This is a genomic window from Pseudomonas wayambapalatensis, assembly GCF_049942315.1.
In the GTDB taxonomy this organism is placed as follows: domain Bacteria; phylum Pseudomonadota; class Gammaproteobacteria; order Pseudomonadales; family Pseudomonadaceae; genus Aquipseudomonas; species Aquipseudomonas wayambapalatensis.
The window spans coordinates 39,897-58,531 of record NZ_JBNFMU010000183.1; the positions used below are offsets into that span (position 1 = coordinate 39,897).

Consider the following 18,635-nt stretch of genomic DNA (forward strand, 5'->3'; position numbering starts at 1 on the left):
TTTTCGGCCTGGCAGGCAAGGTTGAAGGCAGTGTAAGGGATCAGCGGTTCAGTGGCGCGACGAAACGGCTGCGTGCACGGCTATACACCTGCGGCTGGTCGCTGTCCTGTACTTCGAACGTGAGGTCTACCGAGCTGCTCGTCGGGCGATCGGCGAGCATCGCCACCGATACCGGCAGCTCGCTCATTTCTCCGGCGGGAATGAACACCGCTTGCTTGCCGTGCAGCACGAAGCCTTCGGCGTCGACCAGACGCAGTTGATAGTGCTGGGGCTGCTGGGTCTTGTTGATGATCTTTAGCAGGTAGATGTTCTCGATCTGGCCCTGGGCGTTCTCGCGGAACAGGCCGCGGTCCTTGATGACGTCCAGCGACACCATGGGGCGCATCTGCAAGGCAATCACCAAGGCACCGATCATGACCACCAAGGCCGTGGCGTAACCCAGCAGGCGCGGTCTCAGCCAGTGGGTGCGGCCGCCTTGCAGGTTGTGTTCGGACTTGTAGCCGATCAGCCCGCGGGGGTAGCCCATCTTGTCCATGACCCCGTCGCAGGCGTCGATGCACGCGGCGCAGCCGATACAGGCCATCTGCAGGCCGTCGCGGATGTCGATGCCGGTGGGGCAGACCTGCACGCACAGGGTGCAGTCGATGCAGTCGCCCAGGTGCTGTGCCTGGCGATCGCTGCCTTTCTTGCGTGGGCCACGGGTTTCACCACGACGTGGATCGTAGGCCACGGCCAGGGTGTCCTTGTCGAACATCACGCTCTGAAAGCGCGCATAGGGGCACATGTGCATGCACACCGCTTCGCGCAGCCAACCGGCGTTCAGGTAGGTGGCGGCAGTGAAGAAAACCACCCAGAACAACGCGACGCCGCCCAGTTGCAGGGTCAGTAACTCCTGGGCCAGCGGGCGGATGGGGGTGAAGTAGCCGACGAAGGTGAGGCCGGTGATCACGCCGATGGCCAGCCACAACCCGTGCTTGAGGCTGCGGCGGACGAGCTTGTCGAGGCTCCAGGGCGCGGCGGCCAGGCGGATGCGCTGGTTGCGGTCGCCTTCGGTGACTTTTTCGCACCACATGAACAGCCAGGTCCAGACGCTCTGCGGGCAACTGTAGCCGCACCACACCCGCCCGGCGAAGACGGTGATGGCGAACAAGCCGAACGCGCAGATGATCAGCAGTGCCGACAACAGGATGAAGTCTTGCGGCCAGAAGGTCGCTGCAAAGATATGGAACTTGCTGTCGGCAAGGTCCCAGAGCACGGCCTGGCGGCCGTTCCAGTTCAGCCAGGCCGTGCCGAAGAACAATACGAACAGCAGGCCGGCGAAGCCGATTCGCAGATTGCGGTACAGGCCTGTGAAGCTGCGGGTGTGGATGCGCCCGATTGCTTGGCGCTTGGGGGTGTTGGCCGCAGGCTCGATCTGGATGATTCGGAAGGGGATTCTCTCGCTCATGGTGGTTCGCTCATCAGGCCTCGATCAGGCCCGGGCACTATGGCCCCCGATCTGTTTACAGCACAGGCTCAGGTAGAGCGATAAAAACCATATCAGATGACCGAGAGATCCCTTGCAGGCCTCAGATTACAGAGCCTGGGGCACTGCTCTTGAGATGTCTGCGACTATCCACCGCACCGATCACGGTCAGGGCGTCGGCTTCGGCTTCGGTGATCGGTATGCGTTCTCCAGCAAGCACCGCCACCGACATGCGCAAGTGCTCATCGGTGAAGATCTCGATCTCCGGCCCCAGGCCTTCGATGCGCAATGTGTCGCCGATCAGTGTGCAGCGTTGGTTGCTTTCGTCGATTTCTACCGGCATGGCGGGACCCTCCGCAGGTGGTTACTGGTGGGACCACAGCGGTCATCGGGTTGCTGCATCGTTCCGCCGGGCGGATGCCGCCGCACTCCGGGCAACTGTCGCGGTCCACCTCTCAAGACGCTACGAGGCGCTGGTGTGGAGAAGCCCATGGATTCCTGGTGGCAGAATGTCTGGCAAGCGATACGGGTAGAGTTCACCGACATCACCGATGAAGGCGAGGTGACGCGGATTCTCGTGCGTCTGCTGATGGCGGCGGTGCTTGGCGCGGTGTTGGGTTTCGAGCGCGAGCACAAGGGCAAGTCGGCCGGGGTGCGGACACACATGCTGGTGTCCATGGGTGCAGCCCTGTTCGTGCTGGCACCGAGCATGGCCGGTGCCGATGCACAGGCGCTGAGCCGGGTGATACAGGGGATCGTCGCCGGGATCGGTTTTCTCGGCGCGGGCACCATTCTCAAGGGCCATGCCCAGGACACCAATCACGTCAAGGGGCTGACGACGGCGGCAGGCCTGTGGATGACGGCGGCGATCGGCACGGCGGCGGGCATGGGGCGCGAGGCGACGGCGTTGGTCAGCACGGTGCTGGCGTTGCTGGTGTTGAGCAGCATGCCGGTGCTGGTGGAGAAGGTCGAGGGGGAGGGTGGTGAGGCGAAGAATGAGGAAAACACAAAGCACTGAGGGGAGCCGAAGCTCCCCTCAAAGCGTTGTTGCCTGCTCTTTTTATTATTGAAAACCGGCCTGTTGTTGTTTTTGTCAGCCTGTTTCGGTGTAACCGGGCCCCTATCCGGGGCCAAGAGCAAACGTATTTTTTTGGGCGCTGACCTGCCTTCATCATTGCTGATCCGATCCTGACAGTCGCTACCTCAAGGTAGTTTTGTTGTTCTGCGTCAGGTCGCGGGGACGAACCCCTGGAACGCGTGTCTACTCCAAAAAAATCTGCTTGCTGCGCCTCTGCCGTGTTGTTCTTGTTATGTCAGAGCCGGTGCATGTTGTTTTTATTGGGGTGTCACGTTTTTTTATTTTTGTTGTGCCAGAGATAAAGCAGATGCCGTGCCAACTTTTCAATATCCATTAAAATCAATGGCTTAGAGATTTGAGGCGATTTTTCACGACCTGAAAATCTCTCGAATTGTTTCCGTGTTACCCGACTTTTTGCTGGGTGGACGGGGCCGGGTAACACTTTTGACACAGTCGTGTGGTCGGGCGCGGCTTACCCCTGTGCGAATGCCTTCAGGCGCTCGCCATCCAGGCGATAACGTACCCATTCATCTTGCGCTTCTGCGCCCAGCGCCTGGTAAAAACCGATAGCCGGTTCATTCCAGTCCAGTACGCTCCATTCCAGGCGCCCGCACCCTCTGGCTACGGCCTCGCGAGCGATGTGCCGCAGTACCTGGCGACCAGCACCGCCGCCGCGTTGTTCGGGGGTGATGTACAGGTCTTCGAGGTAAATGCCGTTGCGGCCCAGCCAGGTTGAGTAGCTATAGAAGTACACGGCAAAGCCGATGGCCGTGCCGTCGCGCTCGCACATCAGGCTGTGCACGGTGCTGCCTTCATCGAACAGGCTGTGCTCGATATCAGCCAGGGTCGCTACCACTTCGTGGCGGGCGCGCTCGTAGTCGGCAAGCTCGGTGATGAAGTCTAGGATCTTGGCGGCGTCGGCGCGACGGGCAGGGCGAATGGTCAGACTCATGAAGGCTTCCTTGTGGTTGGCGGGCACCATGGTAATGGGCCTGGGCCGGCTTGCCGAGATGTAAAGCAAGCTTGACATGGTGCGCGGCCTCGCCTTCAATGTAAAACACACTTTACATCCGAGGCTGTTGGCATGCTGCACAAACGTCATGTGATTTCATTCGTCCTGTTCCTCGTCGCCTATATGGCCTGTGTGCTGGTCAGCAGCCATTTCCTCGCGTCCATGGCGCCAGGGGTTGCCAAGACCCTGGTGGCGCTGGTGCCGGTGCCGGCCATGATCGGTATGGCCTGGGCTGTGGTGCAGCAACTGCGCAGCCTCGATGAAATGGTCCGGCGCATCCAACTGGAGGCGTTGGGGCTGGCATTCGTCGCGACGGCGCTGTTGACCTTCAGCTACGGTTTTCTGGAGACCGCAGGCTTCCCACGTTTGTCGATGTTCATGGTCTGGAGCCTGATGGGGCCGTTGTGGGCGCTGGGGACCTTCATCGGGGTGAGGCGTTACCGTTGAACAACCGCATCCGTGAATTGCGAAGTGGGCGTGGCTGGTCGCAGGCCGAACTGGCCGAGCGACTCGGTGTTTCGCGCCAGACTGTCAATGCCATCGAGACCGGCCGCTACGATCCCAGCCTGCCGCTGGCCTTCAGCATTGCCGGCGTTTTCGAGTTGAGTATCGAAGAGATCTTCGATCCCTCTGCGGCGGTACAGTGATGTGTATAGGTGTAATTTAAGGTAACTGTACCGGTCTGCGCGAGAGGGGTTCCGCTAGTGTGGCATGACACGATAATCAGTACCTGACGGAAGTCCCTGCCATGCTCGGCTCATACGATCTGCTCACCGCATTCATCCTGTTTGCCTTCGTTTCTTCGATCACCCCAGGGCCGAACAACACCATGTTGCTGGCGTCCGGCGTCAACTTCGGTGTGCGCCGTTCGATCCCCCATGCGATGGGCATCAGCATCGGCTTCATGCTGATGGTGCTGGGCGTGGGGTTCGGGCTGGGCGAACTGTTCAAGGCCTGGCCGCCGCTGTACAGCATCCTGCGCTACGTGGGGGCCGCTTACCTGCTGTACCTGGCATGGAAGATCGCCACTTCCGGGCCGATCTCCGGGGACGCCGCAGGGACGCGCAAGCCCCTGAGCTTCTGGGGCGCGGCTGCTTTCCAGTGGGTCAATCCGAAGGCCTGGGTCATGGCGGTCGGTGCGATCACGACCTACACCCCGGCCCAGGGCTATGTGCTCAACGTCATCGTCATCGCCGCGCTGTTCGCCCTGGTCAACCTGCCGAGCGTGGGGATCTGGGTCATGTTTGGCAGCGCCTTGCGCAACCTTCTGCAAAATCCTCGCTGGCTGATGCTGTTCAATGTCCTGATGGCCTTGCTGCTGGTGATTTCGTTGTATCCGCTGCTGTTTGTAGAATCGTCGTTTTCCTAGTTCGATGAGTGCGGTACACGATGCAGCTGATTCCCTGGTCCCATGATTGCTCGGAAGGTTTCACGCTACGCGGCTGGCATTCCGAGCCGAGCGGCAAGCCGTTGCTGCATTTCTTGCACGGCAACGGTTTCTGCTGCCTGGCGTACGAGCCCATGCTGATGCGCCTGGGGGAGCACTTCGACCTGTGGTTGTGCGACGTCCAGGGGCACGGCGACAGCGATCACGGCGGCGCCTTTCGTGGCTGGAACCGCACCGCGGAGTTGGTGCTGGAGGCATTCGAGGCGGGGCGCCCGGTGTTTGGCGATGTGCCGCGCCATGCGCTCGGGCACAGTTTTGGCGGGGTACTGACCGGGCTGATCCTCGCCAGCCGGCCTGGATTGTTCGAACGTGCCGTGCTGCTCGATCCGGTGTTGTTCAGTCGCCGCATGATCGGGGTGATGGGCGCAGCGGCACTGGTGGGCCTGCACCAGCGCCATGCCCTGGCGCGCAAGGCCGCAACCCGGCGCAGCCATTGGCCGGACCGCGAGGCGGCGCTGGCGTCGCTGCAGGGGCGGGGCATCTTCAAGGGGTGGAGTGATGCGGCGCTTCACGCATATATCGGCCATGCCATCGGCGATTGCGGCGAAGGTGTGGTGCTCAAGTGCCGGCCCAGCCGCGAGGTGGAGATCTTCAGCTCGTTCCCGGCGCGGATGTGGCCAAGCCTGCAGCGCATCACCACCCCGACGCTGATCCTGCATGGTGAAACCACCTACCCGTTCGTGCCGCATTCGGTGCGGCGCCTGGTGGGGCTCAATGCCAATGTCAGCGAGCGGCAGGTGGCGGGTGGGCATTGCTTCATGCAGGAAGACCCGGTGAGCGCCGCGCAGGCGGTCGAGGCGTTCCTGCGCGGTTGAGCCTGGTCAGGCCAGTTCCAGCCAGATGGGGGCGTGGTCCGAAGGTTTCTCCATCGCCCGCAGTTCGTAGTCCACGCCTGCCGCCTTCAGGCGTGGAAGCAGTGCCTGCGACGCCATGATCAGGTCGATCCGCAGGCCGCGCTTGGGTTCGTCCTCGAAACCGCGGCTGCGGTAGTCGAACCAGCTGAAACGGTCTGCCACTTCCGGGTGCAGGTGACGGAAGCTGTCCACCAGGCCCCAGCCCTTGAGGCGTTCCATCCACTCACGCTCTTCGGGCAGGAAGCTGCACTTGCCGGTCTTGAGCCAGCGCTTGGCGTTGTCGGCGCCGATGCCGATGTCGCAATCCTGGGGCGAGATGTTCACATCGCCCATCACCACCAATGGCTGGTCATTGCGGAACTGGTCTTCGAGCAGGGCCTGCAGGTCGCTGTAGAAGCGTTGCTTGGCCGGGAACTTGGTAGGGTGGTCGCGGCTTTCGCCCTGGGGAAAGTAGCCGTTCATGATGGTGATCGGGGTGCCGTCGGCATCGGCGAAGGTGCCCCAGATGAAGCGGCGTTGGGCGTCCTCTTCATCGGTACTGAAGCCCTTGACCAGCGACAGTGGCGCCTGGCGCGAGAGCAGGGCAACCCCGTAGTGACCCTTCTGGCCATGGAAATGTACGTGATAGCCCAAGGCCTGTACTTCGGCCAGCGGGAACTGATCGTCACTGACCTTGGTTTCCTGCAGGCCGATAACGTCTGGCTGGTGCTTCTCGATCAGCGCAGCCAGCTGGTGCGGGCGGGCGCGCAGGCCATTGATGTTGAACGAGACGATCTTCATGGAAAGCCGATCCTGGTAAAAGCTTCGGATGCTAGCTGACATCGGCCGTCATCACCAGCGTGGCAGCGTGGGGGGGCGCGCTGCTAACGTGCTGGAGGGGGAACGATGTGCGACACGACGCCTCCAAGGCTCTGATACGTACATTCCAGGAGGATCATCGCAATGTCCGACGCCCCGGCGCATATCAGCCTGCTCGACGATGGCTACAGCCGCGAAGTGCGTTCGCTGCTCTACCATGCCTATCGCCACGAGCCGACCTTTGCCTACCTGTTCGATGCACAGCGCAGGGGTTATGAGCGACGCTTGCGAGTGATGGTGCGCGAATGGGTGCGCCAGCATTTCTACCTGCAGTTGCCGGCAATCGGTGTGCTGGTCGACGATCGCCTGGTCGGTGCGGCGCTGATCGTGCCGCCGCAACGTCGCCTGGGGGTGGCCGACAGTTGGGCCTGGCGCCTGCGCATGCTGTTGGGCACGGGTAGGCGCTGCACGCGTCGTTACCTCGAGTACCAAGCGGCACTGGCCGCGTGCATGCCGAGCCAGCAGGTCCACGTGCTGCCTCTGCTGGGGGTGCACCCGCAGTTCCAGGGGCGGCATTATGGTGAGCAATTGTTACAGGCAGTACACGACTGGTGCGCCGACGATCCGGATACCCAGGGCGTGATACTGGACACTGGCAATGTCCATTACCTAGCGTTTTACGAGCGCCAGGGCTATCAGGAGATTGGCGAGGTCGCGATCGGACCAATCCGCGAGAGGGTATTCTTTCATCCGAATCCGCTGTCCTCCAATCCAGCAATTGCTTGATCGCAACTACCCGCAGCTTACGCTGCCGCTTCGCTCTGGTAGCATGCCCCGCATGACGTATTCAGGAAGACTCGGTTGGGGCGTGCTGTTGCTCGCCGCCAGCTGCACAGCATGGGGCCAGAGCGAACTGCTGGTACGGGTCAAACCGTCCAACAAGGCGCTGCAGGCCAATATCGAAGGCTACATCGGCAGCCTGGGCGATCGCGACGAGGAGGCCTTGCTGCGGTTCAGCCGGGGCGCCGAGGAGCAGGCGCGCAAGGCGGCCCAGGCGCTGGGCTACTACCAGGCGCAGATCGACACGCAGGTCAAGCCGCCGAGCAAGGCCGATCAACCCGTACAACTGATCATTCGCGTCGACCCGGGCGAGCCGGTGCGCCTGCGCAATGTGACCGTGCGCATCGAAGGCCCGGCGAGCGAGATGAAGGCCTTCCGCATTCCCGACAGTAAGGCATTGCGCCAGGGCGAACAGCTCAACCATGGTGTCTACGAGGACGCCAAGCGGCTGATCCAGAACCAGGCTTCGCGCTATGGCTTTTTCGACGGGCGTTTTTCCCGTCAGCGCCTGGCGGTAGACCCGCAAGCGGGCGTCGCGGATATCGAACTGGTGTACCAGAGTGGTCCGCGTTATCGCCTGGGCAAGGTGACCTTCGGCGGCGACGCACCACTGGACGACGACCTGCTGCAACGCATGGTCGGCTTCAAGCCAGGAACGCCCTACGACTCCGAGCTGGTGGCCGAGCTGAACAACGACCTGCAGTCCAGCGGCTATTTCGACGGGGTACGGGTCGATGCGGCGCCGACCGCGGCGGTCGATGACGTCGTGCCAGTGGACGTGCGCCTGGACACCCGCAAGCCGCGAACGCTGGGGCTGGGCCTGGGCTTCTCGACCGACGTGGGGCCACGGGGCAAGGCCAACTGGACGCGGCACTGGGTCAACCCCCAGGGCCACAGTTATGGTTGGGAGACCGAGCTCTCGGCGCCTCGGCAGAACGTCGGCCTGTGGTATGACATCCCCCTGGACCCTCCGCTGACCGACAAGCTGCGTTTTGCCGGTGGTTACCAGAACGAAGAGATCTCCGGCACCGACACCCTCAGCAAACTGCTGACCGTCGGCCCCGAATGGCACAGCAAATTGCCCAGCGGCTGGCAGCGGGTGATCTCGCTGAAGTACCAGCGCGAGGAGTACCGCCTGGGTGACGATTCCGGGCTGAGCAACCTGCTGATGCCTGGCGTGAGTTTTTCCTACTTGCGCAGTGACAACCGCATCGACCCGCACAATGGCTATCGCCTGCAGTTCGACCTGCAGGCAGCCAAGGAAGGGCTGGGCTCGGACACCAACCTGGTGCATGGCAATGTCCTGCTCAAGGGCCTCACCACCCTGGGGCAAAACCATCGCTTCCTCGGGCGCGTGCAGTTCGGTGGCAGCGCTACCAACGGCTACCAGCAGAACGTCCCGCCCTCACTACGCTTCTTCGCCGGTGGCGACCAGAGCGTAAGGGGCTATGACTACCAGACGCTGTCGCCGAAGAACAACAAGGGCGACCGTATCGGTGGCCGCTACCTGGTGGCCGGCAGTGCCGAGTACCAGTATTCGCTCACGGAGAAATGGCGCGTGGCGACCTTCATCGACCAAGGCAACTCGTTCAATTCGCTGGAACTGCCCAGCCTCAAGACTGGCGTCGGCATCGGCGTGCGCTGGGTTTCGCCGGTCGGGCCGCTGCGCCTGGACCTGGCGCGCGCGCTGGATGATGACGGTGGTATCCGGCTGCATTTCTCCATGGGGCCTGAACTGTGATGCGTCTGCTCAAACCTGCGTTGTCGATCGTATTGGGCTTGTTGCTGCTGGTGGGGCTTTGCGCAACGCTGGTACTGGGAACGCAAGCGGGCAGCCGCTGGGTTCTGGGCCTGGTGCCGGGGCTTGAGGTCGAGGACTTCCAGGGCCGACTGGGAGGCCAATGGCAGGCTGCTCACCTGGTCTGGGCCCAGGATGGCAGTCGGGTCGAGCTGCAGGCACCGCAACTGCAATGGTCGCCGTCGTGCCTGTTGCGCGCCACGCTGTGCGTGCAGCGGTTGCAGGCCGAACGTATCGACATGGCGTTCGCTGCGAGTGAGTCGCAGCCGGACACCGGGCCGTTGCAACTGCCTGAGTTGCGTTTGCCGATCGCCATCGAGCTGGGTGAGGTCAAGGTCGGTCAATTACGCCTGGATGGCAGCGAGCTGCTCGGCGACCTGCAACTGGCAGCCCACTGGACGACCGAAGGCCTGCGTATCGATGCCCTGCAATTGCAGCGTGACGACCTGCACCTGAGCCTGCAGGGCAGCCTGCTGCCCCAGGGAGATTGGCCGCTTCAGGCCGATGCCACGCTGCAGTTGCCGGCAGTGGATGGTCAGGCCTGGCAATTGGTGCTCAATGCCAAAGGCGACCTGCAGAAGACCTTGACCCTCGAGGGCAGCAGCACGGGTTACCTTGAGGCTCAGCTCGAGGGTGAGCTGCAGGCGCTGGCCGATCACCTGCCCGCGACACTGCAGATCCGCGCGCAAGCGTTCCGTCCCTCTGCCTCGTTACCCGATCCGCTGCAACTGAACCAGGTCAACCTTCAGGCCAAGGGTGACCTGCTCAAGGGATACCTGCTCAAGGGCACGGCCAGCCTTCCGGCCGAGCAGGGGCCAATTGCCCTGGCCCTGAATGGCAAGGTCGATGCCAAGGGTGCCCGGCTCGAGACACTGGATCTCACGGCCAGTGAGACACAGCGACTCGCGCTGCAGGCCAGTGCCGACTGGCAGCAAGGGCTGACGGCCGATGCCAGGATCGACTGGCTCGACTTTCCCTGGCTGCGCCTGTACCCGATGGACGAAGCACCGCAAGTTACGCTCAAGCGTTTCAATGCCCAGGTGCACTATCGTGACGGCACCTACAACGGTGATTTCAAGGGAGATCTCGATGGCCCGGCCGGTGCGTTCAGCCTGGCCAGTCCGTTCGCTGGCGACCTGACCCAGGTGCGCCTGCCACAGCTGGCACTGCTTGCTGGCCAGGGCAAGGCGTTGGGAGCCGTGACGCTGGGCTTTGCCGACGCGATTACCTGGGATGTCGATCTGCAATTGTCGGCGCTCGACCCAGCCTATTGGCTGGCGGAGCTGCCGGGCACTTTGGCAGGTCCCTTGCGCAGCAAGGGCGAATTGAAGAACGAGCGTCTGCAGCTCGAGGCCCAACTTGACCTCAAGGGGCGCCTGCGTGGTCAGCCGGCGGTGCTCAAGGCTGATGCCAAAGGTGCAGGTGAGGCGTGGACGCTCGGTGCGCTGGCGATCCAGTTGGGCGACAACCGGATCAACGGCAGTGGCAGCCTGCAGCAGCGCCTGGCCGGTCGCATCGACCTCGACCTGCCGCGCCTCGGCCAGCTCTGGCCGCGTTTGCAGGGGCAGGTCAAAGGCCGCCTCGACCTTGCTGGCACGCTGGCCGCGCCGCAGGGTGCCCTGAGTCTCCAGGGGCAACAGCTGGCCCAGGCTGACAACCGCATACAGCGTCTGGATCTCGACGCACGCCTGGACAGCGCTCAGCGTGGGCTGATCACCCTCAAGGCCGGCAATATCCGCCTGGGCGAAACGGCCTTGGGCAATCTTGATGCCACGGGCAAAGGTGATATCCGTCAGCAGGCGCTGACAGTGGCGCTGAATGGACCCCAGCTCAAGCTCGACCTTGCACTGGATGGCACGCTCGGTAAAGGTGATTGGCGTGGCCGCCTGGCCAGCGGGCGTATCCAGGCGGGCGGTCAGGACTGGCAATTGCAAGCCCCCGCACGCCTGCAGCGTCTGGCCAACGGCCAGCTCGACTTCGGTGCACATTGCTGGCGCTCCGGCGCTGCCAGCCTGTGTGGCGAGGATCAGCGTCTGGCGCCGGATCCACGTTTGCGCTACCACCTCAAGCAGTTCCCCATCGACAGCCTGGCCCAGTGGCTGCCGAAGGATTTCGCCTGGCAAGGCATGCTCAATGCCGACATCAATCTGGATATGCCGGCCAGCGGCCCCAAAGGCACGGTGCGCATCGACGCCAGCGGCGGCACGCTGCGGGTCCGCGATAACGGGCGCTGGATCGATTTCCCCTACCAGACGTTGCGCCTGGACAGCACGCTGGCACCTCGCCGGGTAGACACGTCACTGGTGTTTCGTGGCGACCGGTTGGGTGAGTTGAACCTGTCGACACGCATTGATCCCTTGGGCCGGGACAAACCGCTTTCTGGCGAGTTTCGCCTTTCCGGGCTGGATCTGTCGATCGCCCGGCCTTTCGTGCCAATGGTCGAGCGCCTGGCTGGGCAGCTCAACGGAGACGGGCGCTTGTCAGGTACCTTGCTGGCGCCACAGATCAACGGCAACCTGGTGCTTAGCGGCGGGCATGTCAGTGGCGCCGAGTTGCCGGTCAGCCTGGAAGACCTGTCGCTGCGTGCGCTCGTCGCCGGGGAGCAGGTACGGATCAGCGGTGATTGGCGAAGTGGCGAGGTCGGTCGCGGGCAATTGACCGGCGAGTTGGCCTGGGGGCAGGCGTTGGCTGTCGACTTGCGTTTGCAGGGCCAGCAACTTCCGGTCAACGTTGAACCCTATGCCGCTCTGGAGGTTGCGCCGGATCTCAACATTCGTCTGTCCGGCGACAAGCTGGCAGTGACCGGCAAGGTGCAGGTACCCAAGGGCAAGATCACCGTCCGCGAGCTGCCGCCTTCGACGGTGAAGGTCTCCGACGACACGGTAATTGTCGGCCACCAGACCGAAGAGGGCACGCCGCCGATGGCGGTCGCGATGGACATCGATGTCGAAGTCGGTCGTGACAAGTTGTCGTTCAGCGGCTTCGGCCTGACCGCCAATCTGCTGGGCCATGTGCACATCGGTGACAACCTGGATACGCGTGGTGAGCTGAGCCTGGCCGACGGTCGCTATCGGGCCTATGGCCAGCGCCTGACCATTCGCCGTGCGCGCCTGCTGTTCGCAGGCCCCCTCGATCAGCCATACCTGGACATCGAAGCGATTCGCAAGGTCGACGACGTCATCGCGGGTATTCGCCTGAGCGGCAGTGCCGAGCAGCCGACCACCCAAGTGTTCTCGGAGCCGGCCATGAGCCAGGAGCAGGCGTTGTCGTATCTCGTGCTGGGACGTCCCCTGGGCAACTCGGGCGAGGATAACAACATGCTGGCTGAAGCGGCCTTGGGCCTGGGCCTTGCCGGGAGCGCCGGGATTACCGGCAGCCTGGCCTCGAGCCTGGGGATCGATGATTTCCAACTCGATACCGAAGGTTCGGGCAACAAGACCAACGTGGTGGCCAGCGGCAACCTGACCGAGCGCCTCAGCCTGCGTTATGGGGTCGGTGTGTTCGAGCCGGCCAACACCATTGCACTGCGGTACAAACTGAGCAAGAAGGTCTATCTGGAGGCCGCCAGCGGGCTGGCGAGCTCGCTGGACATCTTCTACAAACGCGACTTCTGACCCGCTCGGCGGACAGTGGCGGCTTCTATGAACTGGTTGCTGTCCGCGCCCGGCTCCGGGGTGGGTTTGGGCGGTGTGCGCAGAGGCAGGATCAGGTTGGTGTACTCCTCGATCAGCCGGTTGATCGCTTCGGGCGGCTCGCAGGCCTGGAACTGCATGCGGATCTGTACTTCGTCGGGGTCGCGTCCTTCGCCACGGCGCGCTTGGGCGCCCACGGTGACTTTGAAGTGCGAGCACGAAGTGGTCTCGTTCGCCTGCTGCAGCACTTCCTGGCGGGCCTGTGCGTTCTTCACGTGAACCGACAGGTCGACCTGCATGCGCTCCAGGGCCAGGCCCTTGGCAGACACCAGGGCAATCAGTGGGATGCGCAGGGTGTGCGTGTCGTCCATCGCCACTTCGACCATCTTGGCACGCATCGGCATGCCGGGCTGCTCGGCGTCCACGTCGAAGAACTGATCGAAGAGTCTGAGGTACTGTTGGGCAATCAGAGTATTGGTTGCCGCGGCGGCTTCCTGGAGTCCGCGCGTGATGTCGCGCAGGTCGGTGGAAGTCATGGGCGTCGGTTGAGGGTGTTCGCAGGGCTGATCCAATCATCGGTCTCCAGTGCTGATGCCGCAGGTGTCCGGGCGGAGACCTGCGGCAGGTGGGGACGGGGCACGGCGCTGGGCATCATGGCGTTGCGGAGGGTTTCTCTGCGCCGGGCAGGGTGTCTTCGCTGGAGATGTTGTCGGTACTGCGCAGTTCTGCGCTAGCGAGCACGGTAGGTTTGGTTGCGGCATCGGTGAGGAATTCCATCACGCGCATGAGGGCTTCCGGTGGTTCCTGGCGGCGCACGGTGGTGTTGAAGGCATAGCGCGCTCGGGTATCGGTCTTGCGGGTTTGTTCCGACTTGTGGCTTACACTGCCTTTCACATTCAGCTTGAAAGGTCCCCAACCGAGCGAGGCCTCCATGCTGCCTTCCATATCCTTGGCGGATCGATCCTCGGCCATCTGGTTGATGGTCATCTCGAACTCGATCTTGCCCTCGTCGATGGCAATGTTCGGGTGGGTGATGGCCGCCAGCAGCGGCACCTTCATGCTCTTGGCAACGACGCCTTTGTACTCGCCATCCTCACCGACGACGGTTTCGTCGTAGTCGAACTGGATGGCGACTGCCTTGCCGTCCTGGATGCAGACATTCATGAGGAAGTCGGCGTATGACTTGCTCGCGGTGACCTGCGCCTGGACCATGGCCTGCAAGGGGCCGGCGATCATTCGGTCCATGGGCAGAGAGTTGATGACGGAGCCGATCAGGCTGCTGTCAATGGACATAGGCATTACTCCTTGGTGGGTGGTGACCGTTCAGGTCTGTTTTCAGTGGGGGTGATTGTCTTGGCGCCGGATGTTGCCAATCTGACGCAGGCTCAGTCCGTACTTGTCTGCGAGCAGGCTGCGCGACAGCCCGCTGGCGCTTTCTTTCTGAATTTGCAGATTGCGCAACTGGCGCTGGAAGTGATCGGCCTTGGGGATCTCCAGTGCGACACCAGCGTAGCGCTTGATCAGTGCGTCCAGTGCTTCTGCCGGCAACAGCTCGGCCAGCCGTGTACGGTCCCGATGTTTGGGGATGTACTTGGGGCGGCCACCGTAGGCGCACGTCAGCCGGTAAGCATTTTCAAGGCCGACGCACTCGATCAGTGATTGCAGCGAATGGGGTAATAGAGTGACATCGATTGCAGTCAGATCTGGCAGTTCCATATGCGATTTCCTTTTGTCTTTGAAGCCTGCACGGTTGGTGTGCAGAGATTCTCAGCCACCCCTCCCAGTCATTCCTAGGCGCCAAGTGGCCCATGCTTTGTAGTTTCAGTAGCGCGTCTCTTGCAGGCAGAGGCGAGCTTTTACGTAGGAAGTTGATCTATGATTTCGCTGTAGGTCTTGATCTATCTCGATCGAGTTTTTGGTTGTGCTCCAAGGGTGTGCCCACCCATTTCATTCACAGGGATAGGCTTTACGCAGGCTTACCACGCCCAGATAGTGCTGAGGGTTGTCTACCGCGCCGGCGGGGAGTGCGCGCCAGTCCACGTCCACGCACAGCGCTTCGAGCGCTTGGCCGCCGCGATAGCCGATGACTTGCGGGCTGAATACCCGGCGGTAGCGCGCATGGGTGCTGGCGAACGCCTCCACCTGCTGCGCCTGTGCCAGGGTCAACCTGGCCAGGACCGGCAGTTCCGAGGGTTGGAGGATGAAGTGCAACTGGCCTGGCTGCGCCTGCAGCAAGCCGCTGCCACGCACTTGCTGCCACAGTTGCTGCCACTGGTTGTTACTGCTGGTGGCTTCGAGGCGTGCGCCGAGTTCGAGCAGCTGTTCGCGGGGCAGGGTGCTGGTGTCAATGGCGTGGGCGAAGGTGAGCGGGACAACTATCAGGGTGCAAAGCAGGAAGGGTCTTGTCATGGGTGCTCCAGGGCATGAGCCGGGCGTCCATGTTTTCAATCTTGAGCGGTGAAGCTCAGCAGGAAATGCATCGCACCTGGATTTGGCCATGTATCATGTGGCCGGCTCGTGACGAGCTTTTTTGTCCCCGATGTTCCAAGGAATTGCCGATGACACACATGCAGCGCTTCAAATATTCGATTCTCATCATCGCGGTGATGATGGGGGTGATGTTCGGCCTGAGCTATCTGCAGAAACAGGGCACGATCAGCGAGCAGACCTTCCAGTATTTGGCCATTGGTATCGCCGTGGTCGTCGTGGTGATCAACGGCATCATGCGGCGCAAGGTCAAGTCCTGAGACAGGCGAGCCGGCCGTCCTGGCCGGCCCGGGATTCAGCGCAAGGCGTTCTGTTCCAGCACGGCGCGAGCTGCGGGCTGGAGGCTGTAGCACTTGTCATCGCCCAGGCTGATGACGCCCTCGGTGCAGAGTCGCTTGAGCACTTCGCGCACACTGAGGAATGACAGCGGGATATCCAGTTGCTCCAACTGCGCATGCACCCCGCGCACGCCGATGCTGCGCCCGCTGCGATCGGCCGAATGCAGCGCATCGATGACCTTCAGGCGGATCAGGCTGGTGCGCAGACCGTAGGCGCGCAGCAGCTCGCGGATCTGTTCGTTGCCGATCCGTTCCTGTGCGCCAGCGCTGTCTTGCGGCGTTGCACGGTCAGCTGTGCGCTGGCGCTGCAGTTGCGGGTTGTACATGTGAATGCTCCTTTTCGTGGACTGTCCCGAAATCATGAGTACCTAACTACTAGGACGAATGAGCGCGGGAAAACTGCAGTTCTTGCTGAAAAAAAACTGCCACGTCCTTTTCAAGACGTTCTCGCGCAGCGCAATACGTAAAATTTTCATCCGGCCGCTCGTCTGATCGGGATGACCTCTCATTCCCCAGGAGTGCCCGTGATCACACTATCGCGTCCCTTGTCCTGCCTTGGCCTGGCCATCGTGCTCGCCACCGCTGCCGCCGGCGTGCAGGCGCGGGAAGTTGCCGGCGATGCTTCGGCGCAGATCCGTCGCACCAGCTTCGGTGTGCCGCACATCCTGGCCAGCGACGAGCGTGGCCTGGGTTATGGCATCGGCTACGCCTACGCCCAGGACAACCTGTGCCTGCTGGCTGGCGAAGTGCTTACGGTCAATGGTGAGCGGTCGAAGTATTTCGGTGCCGAAGGCAAGACGGTCGAGCAGCGCGACAACCTCGACAGCGACCTGTTCTTCACCTGGCTGAACGACAATGTGGCGGTCAACGGATTCCTCCAGGCGCAGTCGGCGCCAATTCGCGATCGTCTGGAGGGCTACGCTGCCGGCTACAACCGAGCGCTGGCCGAGCGCAAGGCCCAGGGGCTGCCGGTGGAATGCGGGGCGGGCGACTGGGTCAGGCCAATCACCAGCCTGGACCTGGTGAAGCTGACCCGCCGACTGCTGGCTGAAGGGGGCATCGGCCAGTTCGCCGAAGCGGTGGTCGCGGCGACGCCGCCGAGCCTTGCCATGCACAGGCCCAAGGCCGACTACAGCGTGGCCCTGGCGCGCCAGCAGGCGTTCGCCAGCGAGCGCGGCAGCAACGCCGTGGCCGTCGGTGCACAGCGTTCGGCCAATGGGCGCGGCTTGTTGCTTGCCAACCCGCACTTCCCTTGGGTGGGAGGCCTGCGGTTCTACCAGATGCAGTTGACCATTCCTGGGCAACTCGATGTCATGGGGGCGGCGCTGCCGGGGTTGCCCGTGATCAATATCGGCTTCAACCGCGACCTGGCCTGGACCCACACGGTCGACACCTCCAAGCACTTCACCCTCTACCGCCTGCAGCTCGATCCGAAGGATCCCACCCGCTACCTGCTTGATGGCCAGTCGCTGCCGCTCGAACAGCAGACCATCACTGTTGCGGTGAGGGGGGTAGATGGAACGCTCAGTCAGGTGCAGCGCCAGGTCCATGTCTCGAAGTTCGGACCTGTGGTGCAGTGGCCGGGGCGCCTGGACTGGGATAGCCACTATGCCTACAGCCTGCGCGATGCCAATCTCGATAACACGCGAGTGCTCGAGCAGTGGTACGGGATCAACCGCGCCAAGGACATCGATGGCCTCAAGGCCTCGGTGGCCAAGCTGCAGGGTATTCCCTGGGTCAATACCCTGGCAGTGGATGCCGGTGGCCGTGCGCTGTACCTGAATCAGTCGGTGGTGCCATATGTCGACAAGGCCCTGCTTGCCCAGTGCAGCGACCCGTCGCTGGCGGGGCCGTTGGTGGTCCTGGATGGTTCGCGCAGCGCATGCCAGTGGAAGATCGACGCCGATGCCGCACAACCTGGAATCTTTCCGGCGCGCCTGCAACCAAGCCTTGAACGCGGGGACTTCGTGCAGAACTCCAACGACTCGGCCTGGCAGGTCAACCCGGCCCAGCCACTGACCGGCTTCTCGCCGCTGGTCAGCCGTGAAGACCAGCCCTTGGGCATGCGCACCCGCTTTGCCTTGCAGCGCCTGCAAGGCCGCGACAAGCTCGGTGTGCCGGAGCTGCAGCGAATGGTGATGGACGACGAGGTGTATCTGGCCAGTCAGGTGCTGCCAGAGCTGCTGGACTGGTGCAAAGGTGCCGAAAGCGAGCTGCAGACGCTGTGCGCGAGCCTCAAGGCCTGGAACGGCAAGGCCGGCACTGATAGCGGCATGGGGCTTGTGCATTTTGCCAACATCATGGAGACGCTGGGCGACCAGCCACACATCTGGCGTGTGGCGTTCGATCCGGCCGATCCGCAGCACACGCCGCGCGGTCTTGCGGTAGAGCAAGCGGCAGTGCGCAAGCTGCTCCGCGAGGCGGCGCTGGCTTCGTTGGCGCAGGTTCAGGAAGGCGGCATGGTGCAAGAACAGCAGTGGGGGCAGGTCCAGCAGGCGCTGGACGGCACGCCGGTGCCTGGTGGCCCGCAGGAGCTGGGGATCTATAACGCCATGGTCAGTGTGCCCCATGGGGCAGGGAAGCGTCTGGTGGTCAGCGGTACCAGCTACCTGCAACTGGTCAGCTTCACCGAACAGGGGCCTCAGGCTCAGGGGCTGCTGGCGTTTTCACTGTCGAGCGAGTCGGCCTCGGTGCATGCCTTCGACCAGACGCGTGCCTTTGCTGCCGGGCAATTGGCGCCGATTCCGTTTACCGAGGCGCAGATCACGTCCGATCCTCAGTATCGCCAGTATGTCGTGCGCGAACGGGATGAGCAGGCGTTGGTCAGCACGGGAAAATAGGCGGAATCAGTGGCCCTGCGGTGGCGCAAACCGCCTCAGGGCCGCT

The 18,635-nt window shown here is 62.7% G+C and carries 19 protein-coding genes; 10 read left to right on the forward strand and 9 right to left on the reverse strand.

The genetic code is table 11. The features are described from left to right. Nucleotides 1–40 precede the first annotated feature (40 nt). The gene (gene ccoG, locus ACPZMI_RS13880; RefSeq protein WP_426352448.1) at nucleotides 41–1,447 is read right to left on the reverse strand and encodes a cytochrome c oxidase accessory protein CcoG; all 1,407 of its coding nucleotides are present in this window, start codon (nucleotides 1,445–1,447) and stop codon (nucleotides 41–43) included. 121 nt (nucleotides 1,448–1,568) lie between these two features. Next, nucleotides 1,569–1,808, reverse strand: coding sequence for a DUF3203 family protein (locus tag ACPZMI_RS13885; protein ID WP_186707834.1), 240 nt, complete (start codon nucleotides 1,806–1,808; stop codon nucleotides 1,569–1,571). A gap of 147 nt (nucleotides 1,809–1,955) precedes the next feature. Here ACPZMI_RS13885 and ACPZMI_RS13890 point away from each other — a divergent pair, with 147 nt between their 5' ends. Further along, entirely contained in the window at nucleotides 1,956–2,483 is a 528-nt protein-coding gene (locus tag ACPZMI_RS13890; protein WP_426352449.1) for an MgtC/SapB family protein, read from the forward strand. Nucleotides 2,484–3,015: 532 nt separating this feature from the next. Here ACPZMI_RS13890 and ACPZMI_RS13895 read toward each other — a convergent pair. Further along, on the reverse strand, nucleotides 3,016–3,495 hold the full coding sequence (locus ACPZMI_RS13895) for a GNAT family N-acetyltransferase (RefSeq protein WP_197893443.1): 480 nt from the start codon (nucleotides 3,493–3,495) through the stop codon (nucleotides 3,016–3,018). A gap of 132 nt (nucleotides 3,496–3,627) precedes the next feature. On the opposite strand from ACPZMI_RS13895, the gene ACPZMI_RS13900 reads away from it, so the two are divergent. The 4 genes from ACPZMI_RS13900 (at nucleotide 3,628) to ACPZMI_RS13915 (ending at nucleotide 5,817) form a co-directional block, all read left to right on the forward strand. Then, the gene (locus ACPZMI_RS13900; RefSeq protein WP_153772723.1) at nucleotides 3,628–4,002 is read left to right on the forward strand and encodes a hypothetical protein; all 375 of its coding nucleotides are present in this window, start codon (nucleotides 3,628–3,630) and stop codon (nucleotides 4,000–4,002) included. Beyond that, nucleotides 3,999–4,202, forward strand: coding sequence for a helix-turn-helix transcriptional regulator (locus ACPZMI_RS13905; RefSeq protein WP_054891534.1), 204 nt, complete (start codon nucleotides 3,999–4,001; stop codon nucleotides 4,200–4,202). Before ACPZMI_RS13900 ends, ACPZMI_RS13905 begins: the two co-directional genes overlap by 4 nt. 101 nt (nucleotides 4,203–4,303) lie before the next feature. Further along, entirely contained in the window at nucleotides 4,304–4,924 is a 621-nt protein-coding gene (locus tag ACPZMI_RS13910; protein WP_054891533.1) for a LysE family translocator, read from the forward strand. A 20-nt stretch (nucleotides 4,925–4,944) separates the two neighbouring features. Continuing rightward, nucleotides 4,945–5,817 (forward strand): alpha/beta fold hydrolase, encoded by an 873-nt coding sequence (locus ACPZMI_RS13915; protein ID WP_411382714.1) that lies wholly within the window; start codon nucleotides 4,945–4,947, stop codon nucleotides 5,815–5,817. Between the two features lie 6 nt (nucleotides 5,818–5,823). On the opposite strand, the gene xthA is transcribed toward ACPZMI_RS13915, so the two are convergent. Then, the gene (xthA, locus tag ACPZMI_RS13920) at nucleotides 5,824–6,636 is read right to left on the reverse strand and encodes an exodeoxyribonuclease III (protein ID WP_186663987.1); all 813 of its coding nucleotides are present in this window, start codon (nucleotides 6,634–6,636) and stop codon (nucleotides 5,824–5,826) included. A gap of 162 nt (nucleotides 6,637–6,798) precedes the next feature. Between xthA and ACPZMI_RS13925 the strand changes: the two genes are divergently transcribed. From ACPZMI_RS13925 to ACPZMI_RS13935, 3 genes are read left to right on the forward strand one after another with little or no spacing between them, the layout of a single operon-like run. Continuing rightward, complete coding sequence (locus ACPZMI_RS13925; RefSeq protein ID WP_411382713.1) at nucleotides 6,799–7,440, forward strand: GNAT family N-acetyltransferase; 642 nt, start codon at nucleotides 6,799–6,801, stop codon at nucleotides 7,438–7,440. Nucleotides 7,441–7,492: 52 nt separating this feature from the next. Then, a complete protein-coding gene (locus ACPZMI_RS13930; RefSeq protein WP_186663991.1) occupies nucleotides 7,493–9,235 on the forward strand; it encodes an autotransporter assembly complex protein TamA in 1,743 nt (580 codons plus the stop codon). Continuing rightward, entirely contained in the window at nucleotides 9,235–12,906 is a 3,672-nt protein-coding gene (locus ACPZMI_RS13935; RefSeq protein ID WP_426352450.1) for a translocation/assembly module TamB domain-containing protein, read from the forward strand. The genes ACPZMI_RS13930 and ACPZMI_RS13935 overlap by 1 nt, the downstream gene beginning before the upstream one ends. Here ACPZMI_RS13935 and ACPZMI_RS13940 read toward each other — a convergent pair. From ACPZMI_RS13940 to ACPZMI_RS13955, 4 genes are all read right to left on the reverse strand, one after another. Continuing rightward, entirely contained in the window at nucleotides 12,888–13,460 is a 573-nt protein-coding gene (locus tag ACPZMI_RS13940) for a DUF2589 domain-containing protein (protein WP_186663995.1), read from the reverse strand. The genes ACPZMI_RS13935 and ACPZMI_RS13940 overlap by 19 nt on opposite strands. Before the next feature lie 115 nt (nucleotides 13,461–13,575). Beyond that, entirely contained in the window at nucleotides 13,576–14,217 is a 642-nt protein-coding gene (locus ACPZMI_RS13945) for a DUF2589 domain-containing protein (RefSeq protein WP_186663997.1), read from the reverse strand. A 42-nt stretch (nucleotides 14,218–14,259) separates the two neighbouring features. Next, nucleotides 14,260–14,640 (reverse strand): Mor transcription activator family protein, encoded by a 381-nt coding sequence (locus tag ACPZMI_RS13950; RefSeq protein WP_186663999.1) that lies wholly within the window; start codon nucleotides 14,638–14,640, stop codon nucleotides 14,260–14,262. Nucleotides 14,641–14,871: 231 nt separating this feature from the next. Next, nucleotides 14,872–15,333, reverse strand: coding sequence for a hypothetical protein (locus ACPZMI_RS13955; RefSeq protein WP_426352451.1), 462 nt, complete (start codon nucleotides 15,331–15,333; stop codon nucleotides 14,872–14,874). A 149-nt stretch (nucleotides 15,334–15,482) separates the two neighbouring features. On the opposite strand from ACPZMI_RS13955, the gene ACPZMI_RS13960 reads away from it, so the two are divergent. Then, entirely contained in the window at nucleotides 15,483–15,671 is a 189-nt protein-coding gene (locus tag ACPZMI_RS13960) for a hypothetical protein (protein ID WP_186665399.1), read from the forward strand. A gap of 35 nt (nucleotides 15,672–15,706) precedes the next feature. On the opposite strand, the gene ACPZMI_RS13965 is transcribed toward ACPZMI_RS13960, so the two are convergent. Next, the gene (locus ACPZMI_RS13965) at nucleotides 15,707–16,075 is read right to left on the reverse strand and encodes a fe2+ zn2+ uptake regulation protein (protein ID WP_426352452.1); all 369 of its coding nucleotides are present in this window, start codon (nucleotides 16,073–16,075) and stop codon (nucleotides 15,707–15,709) included. 171 nt (nucleotides 16,076–16,246) lie between these two features. On the opposite strand from ACPZMI_RS13965, the gene pvdQ reads away from it, so the two are divergent. Next, complete coding sequence (gene pvdQ / locus ACPZMI_RS13970; RefSeq protein WP_426352453.1) at nucleotides 16,247–18,589, forward strand: bifunctional acylase PvdQ; 2,343 nt, start codon at nucleotides 16,247–16,249, stop codon at nucleotides 18,587–18,589. Nucleotides 18,590–18,635: the final 46 nt, after the last annotated feature.

What these genes read in the sequence shown, in the direction of transcription:
- ccoG (WP_426352448.1), bottom strand. Translation starts at nt 1,447, where the DNA reads ATGAGCGAGAGAATCCCCTTCCGAATCATCCAGATCGAGCCTGCGGCC.
- ACPZMI_RS13885 (WP_186707834.1), bottom strand. Translation starts at nt 1,808, where the DNA reads ATGCCGGTAGAAATCGACGAAAGCAACCAACGCTGCACACTGATCGGC.
- ACPZMI_RS13890 (WP_426352449.1), top strand. Translation starts at nt 1,956, where the DNA reads ATGGATTCCTGGTGGCAGAATGTCTGGCAAGCGATACGGGTAGAGTTC.
- ACPZMI_RS13895 (WP_197893443.1), bottom strand. Translation starts at nt 3,495, where the DNA reads ATGAGTCTGACCATTCGCCCTGCCCGTCGCGCCGACGCCGCCAAGATC.
- ACPZMI_RS13900 (WP_153772723.1), top strand. Translation starts at nt 3,628, where the DNA reads ATGCTGCACAAACGTCATGTGATTTCATTCGTCCTGTTCCTCGTCGCC.
- ACPZMI_RS13910 (WP_054891533.1), top strand. Translation starts at nt 4,304, where the DNA reads ATGCTCGGCTCATACGATCTGCTCACCGCATTCATCCTGTTTGCCTTC.
- ACPZMI_RS13915 (WP_411382714.1), top strand. Translation starts at nt 4,945, where the DNA reads ATGCAGCTGATTCCCTGGTCCCATGATTGCTCGGAAGGTTTCACGCTA.
- xthA (WP_186663987.1), bottom strand. Translation starts at nt 6,636, where the DNA reads ATGAAGATCGTCTCGTTCAACATCAATGGCCTGCGCGCCCGCCCGCAC.
- ACPZMI_RS13925 (WP_411382713.1), top strand. Translation starts at nt 6,799, where the DNA reads ATGTCCGACGCCCCGGCGCATATCAGCCTGCTCGACGATGGCTACAGC.
- ACPZMI_RS13930 (WP_186663991.1), top strand. Translation starts at nt 7,493, where the DNA reads ATGACGTATTCAGGAAGACTCGGTTGGGGCGTGCTGTTGCTCGCCGCC.
- ACPZMI_RS13935 (WP_426352450.1), top strand. Translation starts at nt 9,235, where the DNA reads ATGCGTCTGCTCAAACCTGCGTTGTCGATCGTATTGGGCTTGTTGCTG.
- ACPZMI_RS13940 (WP_186663995.1), bottom strand. Translation starts at nt 13,460, where the DNA reads ATGACTTCCACCGACCTGCGCGACATCACGCGCGGACTCCAGGAAGCC.
- ACPZMI_RS13945 (WP_186663997.1), bottom strand. Translation starts at nt 14,217, where the DNA reads ATGTCCATTGACAGCAGCCTGATCGGCTCCGTCATCAACTCTCTGCCC.
- ACPZMI_RS13950 (WP_186663999.1), bottom strand. Translation starts at nt 14,640, where the DNA reads ATGGAACTGCCAGATCTGACTGCAATCGATGTCACTCTATTACCCCAT.
- ACPZMI_RS13955 (WP_426352451.1), bottom strand. Translation starts at nt 15,333, where the DNA reads ATGACAAGACCCTTCCTGCTTTGCACCCTGATAGTTGTCCCGCTCACC.
- ACPZMI_RS13960 (WP_186665399.1), top strand. Translation starts at nt 15,483, where the DNA reads ATGACACACATGCAGCGCTTCAAATATTCGATTCTCATCATCGCGGTG.
- ACPZMI_RS13965 (WP_426352452.1), bottom strand. Translation starts at nt 16,075, where the DNA reads ATGTACAACCCGCAACTGCAGCGCCAGCGCACAGCTGACCGTGCAACG.
- pvdQ (WP_426352453.1), top strand. Translation starts at nt 16,247, where the DNA reads ATGACCTCTCATTCCCCAGGAGTGCCCGTGATCACACTATCGCGTCCC.